The organism is Embleya scabrispora (assembly GCF_002024165.1).
GTDB lineage: Bacteria > Actinomycetota > Actinomycetes > Streptomycetales > Streptomycetaceae > Embleya > Embleya scabrispora_A.
This window is the reverse complement of record NZ_MWQN01000001.1, coordinates 2,574,140-2,596,103: the sequence shown is the minus strand read 5'-3', so window position 1 is coordinate 2,596,103 and position 21,964 is coordinate 2,574,140. Positions and strand designations below refer to the sequence as shown.

23 protein-coding genes and 1 pseudogene are annotated in these 21,964 nt (G+C 66.6%); all 24 read left to right on the top strand.

Going from position 1 to position 21,964, the window contains the following annotated elements; all coding sequences use genetic code 11:
- Window positions 1-428: 428 nt before the first annotated feature.
- Window positions 429-3,908, top strand: a complete 3,480-nt coding sequence (rpoB, locus tag B4N89_RS11295) for a DNA-directed RNA polymerase subunit beta (RefSeq protein WP_078975735.1) — start codon at window positions 429-431, stop codon at window positions 3,906-3,908.
- A gap of 138 nt (window positions 3,909-4,046) precedes the next feature.
- Window positions 4,047-7,921, top strand: a pseudogene (locus B4N89_RS11290) (DNA-directed RNA polymerase subunit beta').
- 145 nt (window positions 7,922-8,066) lie between these two features.
- Window positions 8,067-8,582: a DUF4190 domain-containing protein gene (locus tag B4N89_RS50690; RefSeq protein WP_078975734.1), complete on the top strand. Its 516-nt coding sequence runs from the start codon at window positions 8,067-8,069 to the stop codon at window positions 8,580-8,582.
- Between the two features lie 450 nt (window positions 8,583-9,032).
- The gene (rpsL, locus tag B4N89_RS11280; RefSeq protein WP_020549242.1) at window positions 9,033-9,407 is read left to right on the top strand and encodes a 30S ribosomal protein S12; all 375 of its coding nucleotides are present in this window, start codon (window positions 9,033-9,035) and stop codon (window positions 9,405-9,407) included.
- Window positions 9,407-9,877 carry a 30S ribosomal protein S7 gene (rpsG, locus tag B4N89_RS11275; RefSeq protein WP_020549241.1) on the top strand — a complete coding sequence of 157 codons (471 nt, stop codon included), beginning with the start codon at window positions 9,407-9,409 and terminating at the stop codon, window positions 9,875-9,877. The genes rpsL and rpsG overlap by 1 nt, the downstream gene beginning before the upstream one ends.
- A 42-nt stretch (window positions 9,878-9,919) precedes the next feature.
- A complete protein-coding gene (fusA, locus tag B4N89_RS11270) occupies window positions 9,920-12,049 on the top strand; it encodes an elongation factor G (RefSeq protein WP_078975733.1) in 2,130 nt (709 codons plus the stop codon).
- Window positions 12,050-12,182: 133 nt separating this feature from the next.
- Complete coding sequence (tuf, locus tag B4N89_RS11265; RefSeq protein WP_078975732.1) at window positions 12,183-13,376, top strand: elongation factor Tu; 1,194 nt, start codon at window positions 12,183-12,185, stop codon at window positions 13,374-13,376.
- A gap of 524 nt (window positions 13,377-13,900) precedes the next feature.
- The gene (rpsJ, locus tag B4N89_RS11260; RefSeq protein WP_020549238.1) at window positions 13,901-14,209 is read left to right on the top strand and encodes a 30S ribosomal protein S10; all 309 of its coding nucleotides are present in this window, start codon (window positions 13,901-13,903) and stop codon (window positions 14,207-14,209) included.
- 13 nt (window positions 14,210-14,222) lie between these two features.
- Window positions 14,223-14,867, top strand: coding sequence for a 50S ribosomal protein L3 (gene rplC, locus B4N89_RS11255; protein ID WP_078975731.1), 645 nt, complete (start codon window positions 14,223-14,225; stop codon window positions 14,865-14,867).
- 5 nt (window positions 14,868-14,872) lie between these two features.
- Entirely contained in the window at window positions 14,873-15,550 is a 678-nt protein-coding gene (rplD, locus tag B4N89_RS11250; protein ID WP_078975730.1) for a 50S ribosomal protein L4, read from the top strand.
- On the top strand, window positions 15,547-15,888 hold the full coding sequence (gene rplW, locus B4N89_RS11245) for a 50S ribosomal protein L23 (RefSeq protein WP_020549235.1): 342 nt from the start codon (window positions 15,547-15,549) through the stop codon (window positions 15,886-15,888). Before rplD ends, rplW begins: the two co-directional genes overlap by 4 nt.
- A gap of 34 nt (window positions 15,889-15,922) precedes the next feature.
- Entirely contained in the window at window positions 15,923-16,759 is an 837-nt protein-coding gene (gene rplB / locus B4N89_RS11240) for a 50S ribosomal protein L2 (protein WP_020549234.1), read from the top strand.
- Between the two features lie 11 nt (window positions 16,760-16,770).
- Window positions 16,771-17,052 carry a 30S ribosomal protein S19 gene (gene rpsS / locus B4N89_RS11235; RefSeq protein ID WP_020549233.1) on the top strand — a complete coding sequence of 94 codons (282 nt, stop codon included), beginning with the start codon at window positions 16,771-16,773 and terminating at the stop codon, window positions 17,050-17,052.
- A 43-nt stretch (window positions 17,053-17,095) separates the two neighbouring features.
- A complete protein-coding gene (gene rplV / locus B4N89_RS11230) occupies window positions 17,096-17,440 on the top strand; it encodes a 50S ribosomal protein L22 (RefSeq protein WP_078979279.1) in 345 nt (114 codons plus the stop codon).
- Entirely contained in the window at window positions 17,440-18,312 is an 873-nt protein-coding gene (rpsC, locus tag B4N89_RS11225) for a 30S ribosomal protein S3 (protein ID WP_078975729.1), read from the top strand. The genes rplV and rpsC overlap by 1 nt, the downstream gene beginning before the upstream one ends.
- Window positions 18,313-18,317: 5 nt before the next feature.
- Window positions 18,318-18,737: a 50S ribosomal protein L16 gene (gene rplP, locus B4N89_RS11220; RefSeq protein WP_020549230.1), complete on the top strand. Its 420-nt coding sequence runs from the start codon at window positions 18,318-18,320 to the stop codon at window positions 18,735-18,737.
- The gene (gene rpmC / locus B4N89_RS11215) at window positions 18,737-18,970 is read left to right on the top strand and encodes a 50S ribosomal protein L29 (RefSeq protein WP_020549229.1); all 234 of its coding nucleotides are present in this window, start codon (window positions 18,737-18,739) and stop codon (window positions 18,968-18,970) included. The genes rplP and rpmC overlap by 1 nt, the downstream gene beginning before the upstream one ends.
- Window positions 18,967-19,248, top strand: coding sequence for a 30S ribosomal protein S17 (gene rpsQ, locus B4N89_RS11210; RefSeq protein WP_020549228.1), 282 nt, complete (start codon window positions 18,967-18,969; stop codon window positions 19,246-19,248). Before rpmC ends, rpsQ begins: the two co-directional genes overlap by 4 nt.
- A 62-nt stretch (window positions 19,249-19,310) precedes the next feature.
- Window positions 19,311-19,679 (top strand): 50S ribosomal protein L14, encoded by a 369-nt coding sequence (rplN, locus tag B4N89_RS11205; protein ID WP_078975728.1) that lies wholly within the window; start codon window positions 19,311-19,313, stop codon window positions 19,677-19,679.
- Window positions 19,680-19,694: 15 nt separating this feature from the next.
- Complete coding sequence (gene rplX, locus B4N89_RS11200; protein ID WP_078979278.1) at window positions 19,695-20,018, top strand: 50S ribosomal protein L24; 324 nt, start codon at window positions 19,695-19,697, stop codon at window positions 20,016-20,018.
- Entirely contained in the window at window positions 20,018-20,587 is a 570-nt protein-coding gene (gene rplE / locus B4N89_RS11195) for a 50S ribosomal protein L5 (protein WP_078975727.1), read from the top strand. Before rplX ends, rplE begins: the two co-directional genes overlap by 1 nt.
- Window positions 20,588-20,631: 44 nt before the next feature.
- Window positions 20,632-20,817 (top strand): type Z 30S ribosomal protein S14, encoded by a 186-nt coding sequence (locus tag B4N89_RS11190; protein ID WP_020549224.1) that lies wholly within the window; start codon window positions 20,632-20,634, stop codon window positions 20,815-20,817.
- A 189-nt stretch (window positions 20,818-21,006) separates the two neighbouring features.
- Window positions 21,007-21,405 carry a 30S ribosomal protein S8 gene (rpsH, locus tag B4N89_RS11185; RefSeq protein WP_020549223.1) on the top strand — a complete coding sequence of 133 codons (399 nt, stop codon included), beginning with the start codon at window positions 21,007-21,009 and terminating at the stop codon, window positions 21,403-21,405.
- Between the two features lie 18 nt (window positions 21,406-21,423).
- Window positions 21,424-21,963 carry a 50S ribosomal protein L6 gene (gene rplF / locus B4N89_RS11180; protein WP_078975726.1) on the top strand — a complete coding sequence of 180 codons (540 nt, stop codon included), beginning with the start codon at window positions 21,424-21,426 and terminating at the stop codon, window positions 21,961-21,963.
- Window position 21,964: the final 1 nt, after the last annotated feature.

Below are 21,964 nucleotides of genomic sequence, written 5' to 3'. Positions count from 1 at the left end.
GGCGCGCGCGGCCGGTTCGAAGCGCGCCGTCCGGGCGTTGTCGGACCGGCGGTCTACCGTGTTTTTGCGGCTTCCCGAGGCTTCTCGCCAACTCGGTCGGCCGCTGTGACGAGACTCTCGCCGCAGGCCGCGAGTTCGGGACGGAGGTCCGGTTTTCTCGGCGCTCGGAAGGGTTCCGTCGGCTGTCAGGGGGAAAGCAACCCCTTGACGAACGGATCGGGGCGCGCAATTCTTCGGACGCACCCCTGAAGCACGGTTGCCGGATGGTTCACGAATCCGGGTGGTGGACCGGCCCTTCATAGGGGCTGGACAGCGGTGTGCCTTGTGGCTACACTGACCCTTTGCGCTGCCTATTGACTTACCCCGGTGTATGAACCCGGGCCGTCCAGTATGCGCATAGTGAGTCCGAGCCCTCGGAAGGACCCCTCTTGGCCGCCTCGCGCACCGCCTCCGCTACCAACCCCGGCGCCGCCACTGCCCCGCTCCGCATCTCCTTCGCCAAGATCAGGGAACCCCTGGAGGTTCCGAACCTTCTCGCGTTGCAGACCGAGAGCTTCGACTGGCTGCTCGGCAACAGTGCGTGGAAGGCACGGGTCGAGGCCGCCCTCGCGGGCGGACAGGATGTGCCCACCAAGTCCGGACTCGAAGAGATCTTCGAAGAGATCTCGCCGATCGAGGACTTCTCCGGTTCGATGTCCCTGACGTTCCGGGACCACCGGTTCGAACCTCCGAAGAACTCCATCGAGGAGTGCAAGGAGCGCGACTTCACCTACTCGGCGCCGCTGTTCGTCACGGCCGAGTTCACCAACAACGAGACCGGCGAGATCAAGAGCCAGACGGTCTTCATGGGCGACTTCCCGCTCATGACCAACAAGGGCACCTTCATCATCAACGGCACCGAGCGTGTCGTGGTGTCCCAGCTGGTCCGCTCGCCGGGTGTCTACTTCGACAGCCAGGTCGACAAGACGTCCGACAAGGACATCTTCAGCGCGAAGGTGATTCCCTCGCGCGGTGCCTGGCTGGAGCTGGAGATCGACAAGCGCGACACCGTCGGTGTCCGCATCGACCGCAAGCGCAAGCAGAGCGTCACCGTGCTGCTCAAGGCGCTCGGCTGGACCGACTCCCAGATCCTGGAGGAGTTCGGCCAGTACGAGTCGATGCGCCAGACCCTGGAGAAGGACCACACCCAGGGCCAGGACGACGCGCTGCTCGACATCTACCGCAAGCTGCGTCCGGGGGAGCCGCCGACCCGCGAGGCCGCGCAGACCCTGCTCGAGAACCTCTACTTCAACCCGAAGCGCTACGACCTCGCCAAGGTCGGCCGCTACAAGGTGAACAAGAAGCTCGGGGTCGAGCAGGCGCTGGACGCCGGCGTCATGACCGTCGAAGACGTCATCGCGACCATCAAGTACCTGGTCAAGCTGCACGCCGGCGAAGAGGCCATGGAAGGCGCGTCGGGCCAGGAGATCGTGGTCGAGGTCGACGACATCGACCACTTCGGCAACCGCCGCCTGCGCAACGTCGGCGAGCTCATCCAAAACCAGGTCCGTACCGGCCTGGCCCGGATGGAGCGCGTCGTCCGCGAGCGCATGACCACCCAGGACGTCGAGGCGATCACGCCGCAGACGCTGATCAACATCCGGCCGGTCGTCGCCTCCATCAAGGAGTTCTTCGGCACCAGCCAGCTGTCGCAGTTCATGGACCAGACGAACCCGCTGTCGGGCCTGACCCACAAGCGTCGTCTGTCCGCGCTCGGCCCCGGTGGCCTCTCGCGTGAGCGGGCCGGCTTCGAGGTCCGCGACGTGCACCCGTCGCACTACGGCCGCATGTGCCCGATCGAGACCCCCGAAGGCCCGAACATCGGCCTGATCGGCTCGCTCGCCTCCTACGGCCGGGTCAACGCGTTCGGCTTCGTCGAGACGCCGTACCGCAAGGTCGTCGAGGGCCGGGTCACCGACGGCGTCGACTACCTGACGGCCGACGAAGAGGACCGCTTCGTCATCGCGCAGGCCAACGCCCCGCTGAACGAGGACGACTCGTTCGCCGAGGCCCGTGTGCTCGTGCGCCGCCGCGGCGGCGAGATCGACTACATCCCCGGCGACGAAGTCGACTACATGGACGTCTCGCCGCGCCAGATGGTGTCGGTCGCGACCGCGATGATCCCGTTCCTCGAGCACGACGACGCGAACCGCGCGCTGATGGGCTCGAACATGATGCGCCAGGCGGTGCCGCTGCTGAAGGCGGAGTCGCCGCTGGTGGGCACCGGCATGGAGTACCGAGCCGCGGTCGACGCCGCCGACGTGATCACCGCCGAGAAGCCCGGCGTGGTGCAGGACGTCTCGGCCGACTACATCACCGTGATGAACGACGACGCGACGTACACCACGTACCGCGTGCAGAAGTTCATGCGCTCCAACCAGGGCACGTCCTTCAACCAGAAGGTCGTCGTCGACGAGGGCGCGCGGGTCGAGGCCGGCCAGGTGCTGGCCGACGGTCCGTGCACCGAAGAGGGCGAGATGGCCCTCGGCAAGAACCTCCTCGTGGCGTTCATGCCGTGGGAGGGCCACAACTACGAAGACGCGATCATCCTGTCGCAGCGTCTGGTGCAGGACGACGTCCTCTCCTCGATCCACATCGAGGAGCACGAGGTCGACGCCCGTGACACCAAGCTCGGCCCGGAGGAGATCACCCGGGACATCCCGAACGTCTCCGAAGAGGTCCTCGCCGACCTGGACGAGCGCGGCATCATCCGGATCGGCGCCGACGTCGTCCCCGGCGACATCCTGGTCGGCAAGGTCACGCCCAAGGGCGAGACCGAGCTGACCCCGGAGGAGCGCCTGCTCCGCGCGATCTTCGGCGAGAAGGCGCGCGAGGTGCGCGACACCTCGCTCAAGGTCCCGCACGGCGAGTCCGGCAAGGTCATCGGCGTGCGCGTGTTCGACCGCGAGGCCGGCGACGAGCTGCCGCCGGGCGTGAACCAGCTGGTCCGCGTCTACGTCGCGCAGAAGCGCAAGATCACCGACGGTGACAAGCTCGCCGGTCGGCACGGCAACAAGGGCGTCATCTCGAAGATCCTGCCGGTCGAGGACATGCCGTTCCTGGAGGACGGCACCCCGGTCGACATCATCCTCAACCCGCTCGGCGTCCCGTCCCGGATGAACCCGGGTCAGGTCCTGGAGACGCACCTCGGCTGGATCGCCAAGACCGGCTGGAGCGTCGAGGGCGACGACGAGGACTGGAAGGGTCGCCTCCGGGCGATCGCGGCCGACCAGGGTGCCCCCGGCACCAACGTCGCCACCCCGGTCTTCGACGGCGCGCGCGAGGAGGAGATCACCGGTCTCCTCGACTCGACCAACAAGACCCGTGACGGTGTCCGGCTGATCGACGGCACCGGCAAGGCGAAGATGTACGACGGCCGCTCCGGCGAGCCGTTCCCGCACCCGGTCTCGGTCGGCTACATGTACATCCTCAAGCTGCACCACCTGGTCGACGACAAGCTGCACGCCCGGTCGACCGGTCCCTACTCGATGATCACCCAGCAGCCGCTGGGTGGTAAGGCCCAGTTCGGTGGCCAGCGCTTCGGTGAGATGGAGGTGTGGGCGCTCGAGGCATACGGTGCCGCCTACGCCCTCCAGGAACTGCTGACCATCAAGTCCGACGACGTCCTCGGCCGCGTGAAGGTGTACGAGGCGATCGTCAAGGGCGAGAACATCCCGGAGCCGGGCATCCCCGAGTCCTTCAAGGTGCTCATCAAGGAGATGCAGTCGCTCTGCCTCAACGTGGAGGTCCTCTCCAGCGACGGTATGTCGATCGAGATGCGCGACACCGACGAGGACGTCTTCCGCGCTGCGGAGGAGCTTGGAATCGACCTGTCGCGGCGCGAGCCGAGCAGCGTCGAAGAGGTCTGAGGCTCCCTCCCGGGTCCGGCCGCGAGGCCGGACCCGGGATTTCGACCCCAGTCCTGATGAAGACACACACTGGTGGACACGGCACAGCCCCCGCCGTGACCGCCGGGACCAAACCCCGAAAGAGGGATTGACGAAACAGTGCTCGACGTCAACTTCTTCGACGAGCTGCGTATCGGCCTCGCTACCGCAGACGACATCCGCCAGTGGTCGCACGGCGAGGTCAAGAAGCCCGAGACCATCAACTACCGCACCCTGAAGCCGGAAAAGGACGGGCTCTTCTGCGAGAAGATCTTCGGTCCGACCCGGGACTGGGAGTGCTACTGCGGCAAGTACAAGCGTGTCCGCTTCAAGGGCATCATCTGCGAGCGCTGCGGCGTCGAGGTCACTCGCGCCAAGGTGCGTCGTGAGCGCATGGGCCACATCGAGCTCGCCGCGCCGGTCACGCACATCTGGTACTTCAAGGGTGTGCCCAGCCGCCTCGGCTACCTGCTCGACCTGGCCCCGAAGGACCTGGAAAAGGTCATCTACTTCGCGGCGTACATGATCACGTACGTCGACGACGAGCGCCGCCAGCGCGACCTGCCGTCCCTCGACGCCAAGATCTCGGTCGAGCGTCAGCAGATCGAGCAGCGCCGTGACGCCAGCGTCGAGGAGCGGCAGAAGAAGCTCGAAGCCGACCTCGCCGAGCTGGAGGCCGAGGGCGCCAAGTCCGACGTGCGCCGCAAGGTGCGCGAAGGCGCCGAGCGCGAGATGAAGCAGCTGCGCGACCGCAACCAGCGCGAGCTGGACCGGCTCGACGACGTGTGGACCCGGTTCAAGAACCTCAAGGTCCAGGACCTCGAAGGCGACGAGATCCTGTTCCGCGAGATGCGGGACCGCTTCGGCACCTACTTCATGGGCGGCATGGGCGCGCAGGCGCTCCAGCGTCGGCTGGAGTCGTTCGACCTCGACGCCGAGGCCGAGAAGCTGCGCGAGATCATCCGCACCGGCAAGGGCCAGAAGAAGACCCGCGCGCTCAAGCGCCTCAAGGTCGTCTCCGCGTTCCAGCAGACCCGGAACAGCCCCAACGGCATGGTCCTGGACTGCGTCCCGGTGATCCCGCCGGACCTGCGTCCGATGGTGCAGCTGGACGGTGGCCGCTTCGCGACCTCCGACCTGAACGACCTGTACCGCCGCGTGATCAACCGCAACAACCGCCTGAAGCGCCTGCTCGACCTCGGTGCCCCGAGATCATCGTGAACAACGAGAAGCGCATGCTCCAGGAGGCCGTCGACGCGCTGTTCGACAACGGCCGCCGCGGTCGTCCGGTGACGGGTCCGGGCAACCGCCCGCTCAAGTCGCTGTCCGACATGCTCAAGGGCAAGCAGGGTCGTTTCCGGCAGAACCTGCTCGGCAAGCGCGTGGACTACTCCGCGCGTTCGGTCATCGTCGTCGGCCCGCAGCTCAAGCTGCACCAGTGCGGTCTGCCGAAGGCCATGGCGCTCGAGCTGTTCAAGCCGTTCGTGATGAAGCGCCTGGTGGACCTCAACCACGCGCAGAACATCAAGTCGGCCAAGCGCATGGTCGAGCGTGCCCGCCCCGTGGTGTGGGACGTGCTCGAAGAGGTCATCGCCGAGCACCCGGTACTGCTCAACCGCGCACCGACGCTGCACCGCCTGGGCATCCAGGCGTTCGAGCCGCAGCTCGTCGAGGGCAAGGCCATCCAGATCCACCCGCTCGTGTGCACCGCGTTCAACGCGGACTTCGACGGTGACCAGATGGCCGTGCACCTGCCGCTGTCCGCGGAGGCGCAGGCCGAGGCCCGCATCCTGATGTTGTCCAGCAACAACATCCTGAAGCCGGCCGACGGTCGCCCCGTCACCATGCCGACCCAGGACATGGTGCTCGGGCTGTTCTTCCTGACCTCCGAGCGGGAGAACACCAAGGGCGACGGGCGCGTCTTCGCGTCCACGGCCGAGGCGATCATGGCGTTCGACGCCCGTGAGCTCGACCTGCAGGCGAAGATCGAGCTGCGGCTGCCGGCGGGCACCGTCCCGTCGCGCGGCTGGGTCGCGCCCGAGGGCTGGGAGCCCGGTTCGCCGCTGCGCGTGCGCACCTCGCTCGGTCGCGCGCTGTTCAACGAGCTCCTGCCGGCGGACTACCCGTTCGTCGACGAGGAGATCGGCAAGAAGACGCTGTCGGTCATCGTCAACGACTTGGCGGAGCGGTACCCGAAGGTGGTCGTGGCGGCGACGCTCGACAACCTGAAGGAGGCCGGCTTCCACTGGGCCACCCGTTCCGGTGTCACCGTCTCGATCTCCGACGTCGTCGTCCCGCCGGCGAAGAAGGAGATCCTGGAGCGCTTCGAGGCCCAGGCCGAGAAGGTCCAGAAGCAGTACGAGCGCGGCCTGATCACCAAGGACGAGCGTCAGCAGGAGCAGATTCAGATCTGGACCAAGGCGACCAACGAGGTCGCCGAGGCGATGAACCTGAACTTCCCCAAGACGAACCCCATCTTCATGATGGTCGACTCGGGTGCTCGCGGAAACATGATGCAGATGCGGCAGATCGCGGGTATGCGCGGTCTGGTGTCGAACGCCAAGAACGAGACGATTCCCCGTCCCATCAAGGCGTCCTTCCGCGAGGGCCTGTCCGTGCTCGAGTACTTCATCTCGACGCACGGTGCCCGTAAGGGTCTGGCCGACACCGCGCTGCGTACCGCCGACTCGGGTTACCTGACCCGTCGTCTGGTGGACGTCTCGCAGGACGTCATCGTGCGCGAGGAGGACTGCGGCACCGACCGCGGTCTGGTGTTGTCGATCGCCACGCGTGGTGCCGACGGCGTGCTCCGCAAGGACGACGACGTCGAGACCAGCGTCTACGCCCGCAACCTGGCCGAGGACGTCGTCGTCGACGGCAAGGTGCTGGCCCCGGCCAACGCCGACCTCGGCGACGTGATCATCAACCACCTCGTCGCCGAAGGCGTCGAGTCGGTGAAGACGCGGTCGGTGCTGACCTGCGAGTCCAAGGTCGGCACCTGCGCGATGTGCTATGGCCGTTCGCTGGCCACCGGCAAGCTGGTGGACATCGGCGAGGCGGTCGGCATCATCGCCGCCCAGTCGATCGGTGAGCCCGGCACCCAGCTGACGATGCGTACCTTCCACACCGGTGGTGTGGCGGGTGACGACATCACCCAGGGTCTGCCCCGTGTCGTCGAGCTCTTCGAGGCGCGCACCCCCAAGGGTGTCGCTCCGATCAGCGAGGCGGCCGGTCGGGTCCGCATCGAGGACACCGAGAAGACCCGCAAGGTCGTCGTGGTGCCGGACGACGGTTCCGAGGAACTGGCGTACGCGGTCAGCAAGCGCTCGCGCCTGCTGGTCGAGGAGGGCGACCACGTCGACGTCGGCCAGAAGATGCTCGTCGGCGCGGTCAATCCGCACGACGTGCTGCGCATCCTCGGTCAGCGCGCGGTGCAGATCCACCTCGTGGCGGAGGTCCAGCAGGTCTACCGCTCGCAGGGTGTGTCGATCCACGACAAGCACATCGAGATCATCATTCGGCAGATGCTCCGCCGCGTGACGATCATCGAGTCGGGCGACGCCGAGCTGCTTCCGGGCGAGCTGGTCGAGCGCGGGCGCTTCGAGACCGAGAACCGTCGGGTCATGTCGGAGAGCGGGCACCCGGCCTCGGGCCGTCCGCAGCTCATGGGCATCACCAAGGCGTCGCTGGCCACCGAGTCGTGGCTGTCGGCGGCCTCCTTCCAGGAGACCACCCGGGTGCTCACCGACGCGGCGATCCACGCCAAGTCGGACCCGCTGCTCGGCCTGAAGGAGAACGTGATCCTGGGCAAGCTCATCCCGGCCGGTACGGGCATGCCCCGCTACCGCAACATCCGGGTCGAGCCGACCGAGGAGGCCAAGGCCGCCATGTACTCGATGTCCGGGTACGACGAGGCCGACTACTCCGCGTTCGGTTCCGGCTCCGGCCAGGCCGTCCCGCTGGAGGAGTACGACTTCGGCGGCTACCAGGGCTGATCCGCCCCGGTACCGGACAGGGCCGCCATCCTTCGGGGTGGCGGCCCTGCCGCATGTCCGAGCCCGCGTGCCCGAAGGTCTCTCCACGAGGGTCCCGGGGGTGCGACGATGCTCTCAACGCTCCGTCGTACCCCGGGAGGGACCCATGAGCACCCCCGGCGGGCCCGGCCCGTACGGCTCCTTCGGCGAACGACCCGCCGACGACTCGCAGGGCCCCTACGGCGCCCCCGGCGGGCAGGCGCCGTACGGCGACCCTGCCGCGTCGTACGGCTACGGCCAGGCGCCGTACGGGCAGCCCTACGACCCGCACGCCCCCTACGGCCAACCGCCCCACGCCTACGGCTACTACCAGCCCGGCTACGGCGGTCACCTGCCCCAGCCGGGCACCAACGGCCTGGCCATCGCGTCGATGATCCTGGGCATCGTCTGGATCTACTGGCTCGGCAGCCTGCTCGCGGTGATCTTCGGGCACATAGCCCTGGCCCAGACCGCCCGCACCGGCCAGGAGGGCCGCGGCATGGCGATCGCCGGCGTGGTGCTCGGCTGGGTCGGCATGGCGGTGCTCGCGGTGGTGATCGTGGCGCTCATCGTCGATTCCGGGCACGACCACGGGTATTCCGATTACCTCGGCCTGCTCGTCGGAGGAAGCGGCGTGCGCTGACCCGAAGCCCGGCCCGCCCGGGGGAGCGGCCCCGTGCGCTCGTTCGCCTCTTGCCGCGATGCCGGGTACGGTGGGGCCCGGAGAGTGACATATCGGCCCGAGCGAATCGGTGCTCCACCAGCGTGAGAGCGTCGGATTCGGTGTCGTGGTGGGGGTCTTTCTTTTCGCTTTGACCTCTGCTGCTGTGGTAGGTAGTCTCTCTCCTTGTGCCTGGGGTGTCCCCGGGCTCTTGTGCCTGCGCTCACCGCAAACCTCTCGGGATGCGTGCGTGAGAGGGCGCGGGAGACCGACCCGCAGCCTCCTGAGCAAGCACACTCCCAAGACCGGGCGACACGCCCGACCGCGGGGGTCGGGCTTGCCGGTGGTTCCGGCGTCGACCGGGATGCAGGCCGATTCAGACATTGCAGTCGCTTCAAAAAGACCGCTCGGCACGAAGAAGACGGAGACGCGGTGCCCACGATCCAGCAGCTGGTCCGAAAGGGCCGCCAGGACAAGGTCGACAAGGCCAAGACTCCGGCGCTCAAGGGGAGCCCGCAGCGTCGCGGCGTGTGCACCCGTGTTTACACGACGACGCCGAAGAAGCCGAACTCTGCGCTTCGCAAGGTCGCGCGTGTGCGCCTCACGAGTGGCATCGAGGTGACGGCCTACATTCCCGGCGAGGGTCACAACCTCCAGGAGCACTCCATCGTGCTCGTTCGCGGTGGTCGTGTGAAGGACCTCCCCGGTGTCCGCTACAAGATCATCCGTGGTTCGCTCGACACCCAGGGTGTCAAGAACCGCAAGCAGGCGCGCAGCCGCTACGGCGCGAAGAAGGAGAAGAGCTAATGCCGCGTAAGGGCCCTGCCCCCAAGCGACCGGTCATCATCGACCCGGTTTACAACTCGCCGCTGGTCACCTCGCTGGTGAACAAGGTCCTGATGAGCGGCAAGCGCTCCGTCGCCGAGAAGATCGTCTATGGCGCGCTCGAAGGCTGCCGCGAGAAGACCGGTACCGACCCGGTCATCACGCTCAAGCGCGCGCTCGAGAACGTGAAGCCGACCCTCGAGGTCCGCAGCCGCCGTGTCGGTGGCGCGACCTACCAGGTGCCGGTCGAGGTCCGTCCGGGCCGCTCCACGACCCTCGCTCTCCGCTGGCTCGTCGGCTACTCCCGCGCCCGTCGCGAGAAGACGATGACCGAGCGTTTGATGAACGAGCTGCTGGACGCGAGCAACGGTCTGGGTGCCGCGGTCAAGCGCCGCGAGGACACCCACAAGATGGCCGAGTCCAACAAGGCCTTCGCGCACTACCGCTGGTAGTTCCACCCGCAACGACGAGAAGCCGAGAGAAGACAAGCCACGATGGCTACCACTGCTCTTGATCTGGCCAAGGTCCGAAACATCGGCATCATGGCCCACATCGACGCGGGCAAGACCACCACCACCGAGCGGATCCTGTTCTACACCGGGGTCAACTACAAGATCGGTGAGGTTCATGAGGGCGCTGCCACCATGGACTGGATGGAACAGGAGCAGGAGCGCGGCATCACCATCACGTCTGCCGCGACGACCTGTCACTGGACGCTCGACGACGTCGATCACACGATCAACATCATCGACACCCCGGGCCACGTCGACTTCACCGTCGAGGTGGAGCGTTCGCTGCGCGTGCTCGACGGCGCCGTCACCGTCTTCGACGGTGTCGCCGGCGTGGAGCCGCAGTCCGAGACCGTTTGGCGTCAGGCCGACCGGTACGGCGTGCCGCGCATCTGCTTCGTGAACAAGCTCGACCGCACCGGCGCCGAGTTCCACCGCTGCGTCGACATGATCGACGCGCGCCTGGGCGCGGTTCCGCTGGTCATGCAGCTGCCGATCGGCACCGAGATGGACTTCCAGGGCGTTGTCGACCTGGTCGCCATGAAGGCGCTGGTCTGGTCCGCCGAAGCGGCCAAGGGCGAGATGTACGACGTCGTCGACATCCCGGCCACGCACGTCGAGGCGGCCGCCGAATACCGCGGCAAGCTGCTCGAGACGATCGCCGAATACGACGACCAGATGATGGAGCTGTACCTGGAGGGCCAGGAGCCCGACACGGAGCAGCTGATCGCCGCGATCCGTCGCGCGACCATCGCCTCGACCAAGGGTGAGAACAAGGGCAAGCCCACGTTCACCCCCGTGTTCTGCGGTACCGCGTTCAAGAACAAGGGCGTCCAGCCCCTGCTCGACGCGGTCGTGCGCTACCTGCCGTCGCCGCTCGACATCGAGGGCATCCAGGGTCACGCGGTCAACAACGAAGAGGAAGTCATCGTTCGCCAGCCGAGCGACGACGAGCCCTTCGCGGGCCTCGCGTTCAAGATCATGCGTGACCCGCACCTCGGCAAGCTCACCTTCGTCCGGGTCTACTCGGGTGTCCTGGAAGCCGGCAGCTCCGTGCTGAACTCGGTGAAGGGCAAGAAGGAGCGCATCGGCAAGATCTACCGGATGCACGCGAACAAGCGTGAGGAGATCCCGTCGGTCGGCGCGGGCGACATCATCGCGGTGATGGGTCTGAAGGACACCACCACCGGCGAGACGCTCTGCGACCCGTCGAACGCGGTGATCCTGGAGTCGATGACGTTCCCGGCCCCGGTCATCGAGGTCGCGATCGAGCCGAAGTCCAAGGGCGACCAGGAGAAGCTGGGTGTCGCCATCCAGTCCCTCGCCGCAGAGGACCCCTCCTTCCAGGTGCACACCGAGGAGGAGACCGGCCAGACCATCATCGGTGGCATGGGCGAGCTGCACCTCGAGGTGCTCGTCGACCGGATGAAGCGCGAGTTCCGCGTGGAGGCCAACGTCGGCAAGCCGCAGGTGGCCTACCGCGAGACGATCCGCAAGGTCGTCGAGCGCGTGGACTACACGCACAAGAAGCAGACCGGTGGTACCGGTCAGTTCGCCAAGGTGCAGATCGCGCTCGAGCCGCTCGAGGGCGACGCGTACGAGTTCGTCAACAAGGTCACCGGTGGCCGCATCCCGAGGGAGTACATCCCCTCGGTCGACGCGGGCGCGCAGGAGGCCATGCAGTACGGCGTGCTCGCGGGCTACCCGATGGTCGGCGTGCGTCTGACGCTGATCGACGGTGGCTACCACGAGGTCGACTCGTCCGAACTCGCCTTCAAGATCGCCGGTTCGCAGGCGTTCAAGGAAGCGGCTCGGCAGGCGTCGCCGGCTCTTCTCGAGCCGATGATGGCCGTCGAGGTCACCACGCCCGAGGACTACATGGGCGATGTGATCGGCGACCTCAACTCGCGTCGCGGCCAGATCCAGGCCATGGACGAGCGCTTCGGTGCGCGTGTCGTCAAGGCTCTGGTCCCGCTGTCGGAGATGTTCGGCTATGTCGGCGACCTCCGCAGCAAGACCTCGGGTCGCGCGAGCTACTCCATGCAGTTCGACTCCTACGCCGAGGTTCCGAGGAACGTCGCCGAGGAGATCATCGCCAAGTCGCGCGGCGAGTAATTTCCCGCAGGCGCGGCACCAGCGATACCTGGGGGACCCGGGGTCCGTAGACGGACTCCGGGGCCTCCGCCCCGGCTCACCCCCGATACCCGACGTCGTACGGCGTAAAGAACCAGTCCACAGGAGGACCCCAGTGGCGAAGGCTAAGTTCGAGCGGACTAAGCCGCACGTCAACATCGGCACCATTGGTCACATCGACCACGGTAAGACGACGCTGACCGCGGCGATTACCAAGGTGCTGCACGACGCGTACCCGGACCTGAACCCCTTCACGCCGTTCGACCAGATCGACAAGGCGCCGGAGGAGCGGCAGCGCGGTATCACGATCTCGATCGCGCACGTCGAGTACCAGACGGAGAACCGTCACTACGCGCACGTCGACTGCCCCGGGCACGCCGACTACATCAAGAACATGATCACCGGTGCCGCGCAGATGGACGGCGCGATCCTCGTGGTCGCCGCCACCGACGGCCCGATGCCGCAGACCAAGGAGCACGTGCTCCTGGCCCGCCAGGTCGGCGTTCCGTACATCGTGGTCGCGCTGAACAAGGCCGACATGGTGGACGACGAGGAGATCCTGGAGCTCGTCGAGCTCGAGGTGCGCGAGCTCCTCTCCGAGTACGAGTTCCCGGGCGACGACCTTCCGGTCGTGCGGGTCTCGGCGCTCAAGGCGCTCGAGGGCGACAAGGAGTGGGGTGGCAAGCTCCTCGAGCTGATGGCCGCCGTCGACGAGGCGATCCCGACCCCGCCGCGTGACACCGACAAGCCGTTCCTCATGCCCGTCGAGGACGTCTTCACGATCACCGGTCGTGGCACGGTCGTCACCGGCCGCATCGAGCGTGGCATCGTCAAGGTCAACGAGACTGTCGACATCGTCGGCATCAAGGAGACCAAGACCACCACCACGGTCACCGGCATCGAGATGTTCCGCAAGCTGCTCGACGAGGGCCAGGCGGGCGAGAACGTCGGTCTGCTCCTCCGCGGCATCAAGCGCGAGGACGTCGAGCGCGGCCAGGTCATCATCAAGCCGGGTTCGGTCACGCCGCACACCGACTTCGAGGCCCAGGTCTACATCCTGTCGAAGGACGAGGGTGGCCGTCACACCCCCTTCTTCAACAACTACCGGCCGCAGTTCTACTTCCGTACGACGGACGTGACCGGCGTGGTGACCCTCCCCGAGGGCACCGAGATGGTCATGCCGGGTGACAACACCGGCATGGACGTCGCGCTGATCCAGCCGATCGCCATGGAAGAGGGCCTGCGTTTCGCCATCCGCGAGGGTGGCCGCACCGTGGGCGCCGGCCAGGTCGTCAAGATCAAGAAGTGATGAAATCCCGCCCGCCGGTCCACCTGGGTCGGCGGGCGGGGCTTTGTCCGGATCGATTCCACCCCCTAGGTGGGACCGGATATCCATTGCTCGGGGGCTCTCTCCATCCCGGGGGAGCCGCTCGATTGGCCAAGCCCGCCATCGGTGGGGCATACTAGCCAAGTTGCTCGGATGGACAACGGGCTGCGCCGTGCCTGTCGCGAAGACGGTACGTAGCGCGGCCCCCGTTGGCTCCGAACAATCGGTGGACTTCTGTCCTGCCACCCATGCAGCCGGCGTCGTCGCTTAGTGACCTCGTGCCGTCCTTTCGCTTGCCGCAGCGAAGGTGACGCCGAGCGTACGTTGCCCAGGCCCCCAGGCCGCCCGTAAGGGTTTCCAAGGGGCGCTTGTGAGCAACAAGGCGACACGCCCGACCGCGGGGGTCGGCGGGGAAGGGAAACCCCGAGGGGTTTTCAGCCCAAGTCTTCTCCCCGTGTCAGCGGGGGTGATCCGCAGCGGTACGAGAGAAGGAATTCGAAGCAGCCATGGCGGGACAGAAGATCCGCATCAGGCTCAAGGCCTACGACCACGAGGTCATCGACAGCTCGGCGAAGAAGATCGTCGAGACGGTGACGCGTACTGGTGCGCAGGTTGCGGGACCGGTGCCGCTGCCGACCGAGAAGAACGTGTACTGCGTCATCCGCTCGCCGCACAAGTACAAGGACTCGCGCGAGCACTTCGAGATGCGCACTCACAAGCGGCTCATCGACATCCTCGACCCCACGCCGAAGACGGTCGACTCGCTCATGCGTCTCGACCTGCCGGCCGGCGTCGACATCGAGATCAAGCTCTGAGGACGCACCGACGATGACGAAGCAGATGAAGGGCATCCTGGGCAAGAAGCTCGGCATGACCCAGGTCTGGGACGAGAACAACCGCGTCGTTCCAGTGACTGTGGTCGAGGCCGGGCCGTGCGTCGTGACCCAGGTCCGCAACAGCGAGGTCGACGGCTACTCCGCCGTCCAGATCGCGTTCGGCGCGATCGACCCGCGCAAGGTGAACAAGCCGCTCGCCGGCCACTTCGCCAAGGCCGGTGTGACCCCGCGTCGCCACCTGGTCGAGCTCCGCACCTCCGACGCCGGCGAGTACACGCTGGCGCAGGAGATCACCGCCGATGTGTTCGAGGCCGGCCAAAAGGTCGACGTCATGGGCACCTCGAAGGGTAAGGGCACGGCCGGTGTCATGAAGCGACATGGCTTCAAGGGTCTCGGCAGCTCGCACGGTACGCAGCGCAAGCACCGCTCGCCCGGCTCGATCGGTGGCTGCGCCACCCCGGGTCGTGTGTTCAAGGGTGTGCGCATGGCGGGCCGCATGGGCAACGAGCGCGTCTCCACCCAGAACCTGACCGTTCACGCCGTGGACGCGGAGAAGGGCCTGCTCCTGATCAAGGGTGCGGTCCCCGGTCCGAACGGCGGCCTGGTTCTGGTGCGCACTGCGGCGAAGGGTGTGTGAATCTCATGACCAGCATTGACGTTCTTTCGCCCGCCGGCGACAAGTCCGGGACGATCGAGCTCCCCGCGGGGATCTTCGACGTCCAGGTGAGCATCCCGACGATCCACCAGGTCGTCGTGGCGCAGCTCGCCGCCGCCCGTCAGGGCACGCACAAGACCAAGACTCGTGGCGAGGTCCGCGGCGGTGGGCGCAAGCCGTACCGCCAGAAGGGCACCGGTCGCGCCCGTCAGGGCTCGACCCGCGCGCCGCAGTTCGCCGGTGGTGGCGTCGTGCACGGTCCCGTGCCGCGCGACTACGAGCAGCGGACCCCGAAGAAGATGAAGGCCTCCGCCCTGCGCGGCGCCCTCTCGGACCGGGCTCGGCACGAGCGCATCCACTGCGTCTCCGCGCTGGTCGAGGGCGAGACGCCTTCGGTCAAGGCCGCGAAGACCCTCCTCGGCAAGATCAGCGAGCGCAAGAACCTGCTCCTGGTCGTCGAGAAGTCCGACACCGCCGCCTGGCTGAGCGCTCGCAACCTCCCGCAGGTGCACGTGCTCGAGGTCGGGCAGCTGAACACCTACGACGTGCTCGTCTCCGACGACGTGGTCTTCACGAAGGCCGCTCTGGAGCGCTTCATCGCCGGACCGGCGAAGGCTGCCTCGGCGGTCGCGGGCTCCGACGAGCTCGAAGGGAGCATCGCGTGAGCACCGACACCGTCGAGAGCACGACGAAGGTCACCAGCAAGACCTACACCGACCCGCGCGACGTGCTGCTGAAGCCGGTGATCTCGGAGAAGAGCTACGGGCTCATCGACGAGAACAAGTACACGTTCATCGTGCACCCCGACGCCAACAAGACCCAGATCAAGCAGGCCGTCATCGCGGTCTTCGGGGTCAAGGTCGAAAGCGTCAACACGATCAACCGCGTCGGCAAGCGCAAGCGCACCAAGACCGGTTTCGGCAAGCGCAAGGACACGAAGCGCGCGATCGTCACCCTTGCAGAGGGCGAGCGGATCGACATCTTCGGTGGACCCGTCGGCTGACGGCCGCTGATACGGACGAGGACTAAGAGAAGCCATGGGCATCCGCAAGTACAAGCCGACGACGCCGGGCCGTCGTGGCGCCAGCGTCGCCGACTTCGTCGAGATCACGCGGTCCGAGCCGGAGAAGTCGCTGGTCCGCCCTCTGCACAGCAAGGGTGGTCGTAACAACCACGGCCGCGTGACCGCTCGCCACCAGGGTGGCGGACACAAGCGCGCGTACCGACTGATCGACTTCCGGCGCAACGACAAGGACGGCGTTCCGGCCAAGGTCGCGCACATCGAGTACGACCCGAACCGCACCGCGCGCATCGCTCTCCTGCACTACGCGGACGGCGAGAAGCGCTACATCCTGTGCCCGAACAAGCTGAAGCAGGGCGACCGGATCGAGAACGGTCCGGGCGCCGACATCAAGCCGGGCAACAACATGCCGCTCCGGAACATCCCGGTCGGTACGGTCATCCACGCCATCGAGCTCCGGCCCGGTGGCGGCGCGAAGATCGCCCGTTCCGCGGGTGTCAGCGTGCAGCTGCTGGCGAAGGAGGGCGCCCACGCGACCCTCCGCATGCCCTCGGGCGAGATTCGCCTGGTGGACGTGCGCTGCCGGGCGACGGTCGGCGAGATCGGCAATGCCGAGCAGTCGAACATCAACTGGGGCAAGGCCGGTCGCATGCGCTGGAAGGGCAAGCGCCCGACCGTCCGCGGTGTGGCGATGAACCCCATCGACCACCCGCACGGTGGTGGTGAGGGCAAGACCTCCGGTGGTCGCCACCCGGTGAGCCCCTGGGGCAAGCCCGAGGGTCGTACTCGTCGGCCGAAGAAGGCCAGCGACAAGCTCATCATCCGCCGCCGCAAGACGAACAAGAAGCGCTAGGAGCAGTCTCGATGCCGCGCAGTCTGAAGAAGGGACCCTTCGTCGACGGCCACCTCATCAAGAAGGTGGACGTACAGAACGACAAGGGAACCAAGAACGTCATCAAGACCTGGTCCCGCCGCTCGATGATCGTCCCGGCGATGTTGGGCCACACGATCGCGGTGCACGACGGCCGCAAGCACGTCCCGGTGTTCGTGACCGAGTCGATGGTCGGCCACAAGCTCGGCGAGTTCGCGCCGACTCGGACCTTCCGCGGTCACGAGAAGGACGACCGGAAGTCGCGTCGTCGCTGACGCGGCGAATCGCATGGATATCGAGATGAGCAAGGGGACGTCGATGGAAGCCAGGGCTCAGGCGCGGTACATCCGCGTCACGCCCATGAAGGCCCGCCGTGTGGTGGACCTCATCCGTGGCATGAACGCCGCGGAGGCCCAGGCGGTCCTGCGATTCGCCCCGCAGGCCGCGAGTGAGCCGGTCGGCAAGGTGCTGGACAGCGCCATTGCCAACGCCGGTCACAACCACAACCTGGACACGAACAACCTGTACGTGTCCTCCGCCTACGTGGACGAGGGTCCGACCCTCAAGCGTTTCCGTCCGCGGGCACAGGGCCGGGCGTACCGCATCCGCAAGCGCACCAGCCACATCACCGTGGTTGTCGCCGAGAAGGAGAGGACCCGCTAGTGGGCCAGAAGGTTAACCCGCACGGGTTCCGTCTCGGCATCACCACGGACTTCAAGTCCCGGTGGTACGCCGACAAGCTGTACAAGGACTACGTCGGCGAGGACGTCAAGATTCGTCAGATGATGACGAAGGGCATGGAGCGCGCCGGGATCTCGAAGGTCGAGATCGAGCGCACCCGTGAGCGCGTCCGCGTCGACATCCACACCGCCCGGCCGGGCATCGTCATCGGCCGTCGTGGTGCGGAGGCCGACCGCATCCGCGGTGAGCTGGAGAAGCTCACCGGCAAGCAGGTCCAGCTGAACATCCTCGAGGTCAAGAACCCCGAGGTGGACGCCCAGCTGGTCGCGCAGGGTGTGGCCGAGCAGCTTTCGAGCCGCGTGTCCTTCCGCCGCGCGATGCGCAAGGCGATGCAGAGCTCCATGAAGGCCGGGGCCAAGGGCATCAAGATCCAGTGCGGTGGTCGTCTGGGTGGGGCCGAGATGTCCCGTTCGGAGTTCTACCGCGAGGGTCGGGTGCCGCTGCACACGCTGCGCGCCAACGTCGACTACGGCTTCTTCGAGGCCCGTACGACGTTCGGTCGCATCGGTGTGAAGGTGTGGATCTACAAGGGCGACGTGAAGAACATCGCCGAGGTCCGTGCCGAGAACGCCGCGGCGCGTGCCAGCAACCGTCCCGCCCGTGGTGGCGCTCCCGAGCGTCCCCGCCGCGGCGAGGGTGGCGGCGGCGGTCGTGGTGGCGAGCGCGGTGGCCGTGGTGGCCGCGGCGGACGTCCGCAGCAGAACGACGCGCAGGCCACCGGTTCCTCGGACACCGGTTCCGCGCCGGCGGCCGAGGCTGTGAACTCGGCGCCCGAATCCGGATCGGAGGCCTGACCCCGATGCTGATCCCCCGCAGGGTCAAGCACCGCAAGCAGCACCACCCCAAGCGTGGTGGCCGCGCCAAGGGCGGTACGGAACTGGCGTTCGGCGAGTACGGCATCCAGGCCCTCGGCCAGGCGTACGTCACCAACCGTCAGATCGAGTCCGCTCGTATCGCCATCACCCGGCACATCCGCCGTGGTGGCAAGGTGTGGATCAACATCTACCCCGACCGTCCGCTGACCAAGAAGCCTGCCGAGACCCGCATGGGTTCCGGTAAGGGCTCGCCCGAGTGGTGGGTCGCGAACGTCAAGCCCGGTCGGGTGATGTTCGAACTGTCGTACCCGAACGAGAAGGTGGCTCGTGAGGCGCTCACCCGCGCCGTGCACAAGCTGCCGATGAAGTGCCGGATCGTCCGGCGCGAGGCTGGTGAGGCGTGATGGCGGCCGTTACCAAGGCGTCCGAGCTCCGCGAACTCGGTGACGAGGAGATCGTCGCCAAGCTCCGCGAAGCCAAGGAGGAGCTGTTCAACCTCCGTTTCCAGGCGGCGACCGGGCAGCTCGAAAACCACGGGCGGCTCAAGGCTGTCCGTAAGGACATCGCCCGGATCTACACGCTGATGCGCGAGCGCGAGCTGGGCATCGACGTGCAGGAGACCGGAGGCGCGGCGTGAGCGAGAAGACTGAGATGACTGAAGCAGCCCGGGGATTCCGCAAGACCCGTGAGGGCCTCGTCGTCAGCGACAAGATGGACAAGACCGTCGTCGTCGCCGTCGAGGACCGCGTGAAGCACCCGATGTACGGCAAGGTCATCCGCCGCACGAACAAGCTGAAGGCTCACGACGAGCAGAACGCCTGTGGCGTCGGTGACCGTGTCGTCCTCATGGAGACTCGGCCGCTGTCCGCCAGCAAGCGCTGGCGCATCGTCGAGATCCTCGAAAAGGCCAAGTAGCGAGCGCCGGTCGCCCCACCATCCGTGGGTCGTGACCGCGACGTGACGATCAGGAGTTAGACGTGATCCAGCAGGAGTCGCGACTGCGAGTCGCCGACAACACGGGTGCGAAGGAGATTCTCTGCATCCGTGTGCTCGGTGGCTCCGGCCGGCGCTACGCGGGCATCGGGGACGTCATCGTTGCCACCGTCAAGGACGCGATCCCCGGTGGCAACGTGAAGAAGGGCGACGTCATCAAGGCGGTCGTCGTGCGGACGGTCAAGGAGCGCCGGCGTGTCGACGGCTCCTACATCCGCTTCGACGAGAACGCCGCCGTCGTCCTGAAGAACGATGGCGAACCCCGTGGCACCCGTATTTTCGGCCCGGTCGGCCGTGAGCTTCGCGAGAAGAAGTTCATGAAGATCATCTCGCTCGCGCCGGAGGTGCTCTAACCAATGGCGAAGGCGATGAAGATCAAGAAGGGTGACCTGGTACAGGTCATCACCGGCAAGGACAAGGGCAAGCAGGGCAAGGTCATCGCGGCCTACCCGACCCAGGAGCGCGTCCTGGTCGAGGGTGTCAACCGGATCAAGAAGCACACCAAGGTGGGTCAGTCCGCCAAGGGTGCCAAGACCGGCGGCATCATCACCCAGGAAGCGTCCGTCCACATCAGCAACGTGATGCTGGTCGTGGAGAAGGACGGTAAGAAGGTCCCGACCCGGACCGGCTTCCGGTTCGACGACGAGGGCAACAAGATCCGGTACGCCAAGCGGACCGGTGAGGACATCTGATGACGGTCACCACCGAGGCGCGTGAACTGCCGCGTCTGAAGCAGCGTTACCGCGAGGAGATCCTGGGCAAGCTGCGTGAGGAGTTCTCGTTCGAGAACATCATGCAGGTTCCCGGCGTCACCAAGATCGTGGTCAACATGGGTGTGGGCGACGCCGCCCGCGACTCCAAGCTGATCGACGGCGCGATCAAGGACCTGATGGCCATCACCGGCCAGAAGCCCCAGGTCACCAAGGCCCGCAAGTCCATCGCGCAGTTCAAGCTGCGCGAGGGTCAGCCGATCGGCGCGCACGTTACACTGCGCGGCGACCGCATGTGGGAGTTCCTGGACCGTCTGCTGTCGATCGCCCTGCCGCGTATCCGTGACTTCCGCGGGCTTTCGCCCAAGCAGTTCGACGGCCGCGGCAACTACACCTTCGGTCTCACGGAGCAGTCGATGTTCCACGAGATCGACCAGGACAAGATCGACCGCGTTCGTGGCATGGACATCACTGTGGTGACCACCGCCAAGAACGACGACGAGGGCCGCGCTCTGCTGCGTCTCCTCGGCTTCCCGTTCAAGGAAGCGTGAGCAGTCGCCTCGGCGGCTGAGGAACGCAACAAGGAGACTGAGACGTGGCGAAGAAGGCCCTGATCGCAAAGGCCGCCCGCAAGCCGAAGTTCGAGGTTCGCGGCTACACGCGCTGCCAGCGCTGTGGCCGTCCTCACTCGGTGTACCGCAAGTTCGGTCTGTGCCGTGTGTGCCTGCGCACCATGGCGCACGCCGGCGAGCTGCCGGGCGTCACCAAGAGCAGCTGGTAGTCCGCGGCCGCCTCGGCGGCCGAGAGCTACCGCTACCGCAACACATCGCTCGCCCGCTGGGCGGAGCGAGAACAGTAACGACGTCGTAGGTCCCGCACCGCAGTCGCCGTCCGCCGCCGCCCCTCGGGTCGGCGGCGGGCGAGGGATCGCACGCCGGGAAACCACGGCGAGAAAGGCCTTGAGGCCGTCATGACCATGACCGACCCCATCGCAGACATGCTGACCCGTCTGCGGAACGCCAACTCGGCATACCACGACGATGTCGTGATGCCGTTCAGCAAGATCAAGTCGCACATCGCGGAGATCCTCCAGCAGGAGGGTTACATCCAGGGCTGGCGCGTCGAGGACGCGGAGGTGGGCAAGAAGCTCACCGTCGTCCTCAAGTACGGCCCGAACCGCGAGCGCTCGATCGCCGGCGTCCGCCGCGTGTCGAAGCCCGGTCTGCGGGTGTACGCAAAGTCCACGAACCTGCCGAAGGTACTCGGTGGCCTCGGCGTCGCGATCATCTCGACGTCGACCGGTCTCCTCACCGACAAGCAGGCGGCCAAGAAGGGCGTGGGCGGGGAAGTCCTCGCCTTCGTCTGGTAAGGGAAGGGAAGGAGAGCAATGTCGCGCATCGGACGTCTCCCCATCCCGGTTCCCACCGGTGTGGACGTCACCATCAATGGCCGCGAGGTCGTCGTGAAGGGCCCCAAGGGTTCCCTGTCGCACACCATCGCCGCCCCGATCGAGATCGCCAAGTCGGACGACGGCACCCTCGCGGTGACCCGTCCCGACGACGAGCGCCGCTCGAAGGCCCTGCACGGGCTGTCCCGGACGCTGGTGGCGAACATGATCACTGGTGTGACCCAGGGATACATCAAGAAGCTCGAGATCAGCGGTGTCGGCTACCGTGTCCAGCAGAAGGGCTCCTCGCTGGAGTTCGCGCTCGGATTCAGCCACCCCGTGGTCGTCGAGGCCCCGGAAGGCATCACCTTCGCGGTCGAGGCCCCCACCCGTTTTTCGGTCGAGGGCATCGACAAGCAGAAGGTCGGTGAAATCGCCGCGAACATCCGCAAGCTGCGGAAGCCCGACCCGTACAAGGCCAAGGGCGTCAAGTACGCGGGCGAGGTCATCCGCCGCAAGGTCGGAAAGGCTGGTAAGTAGG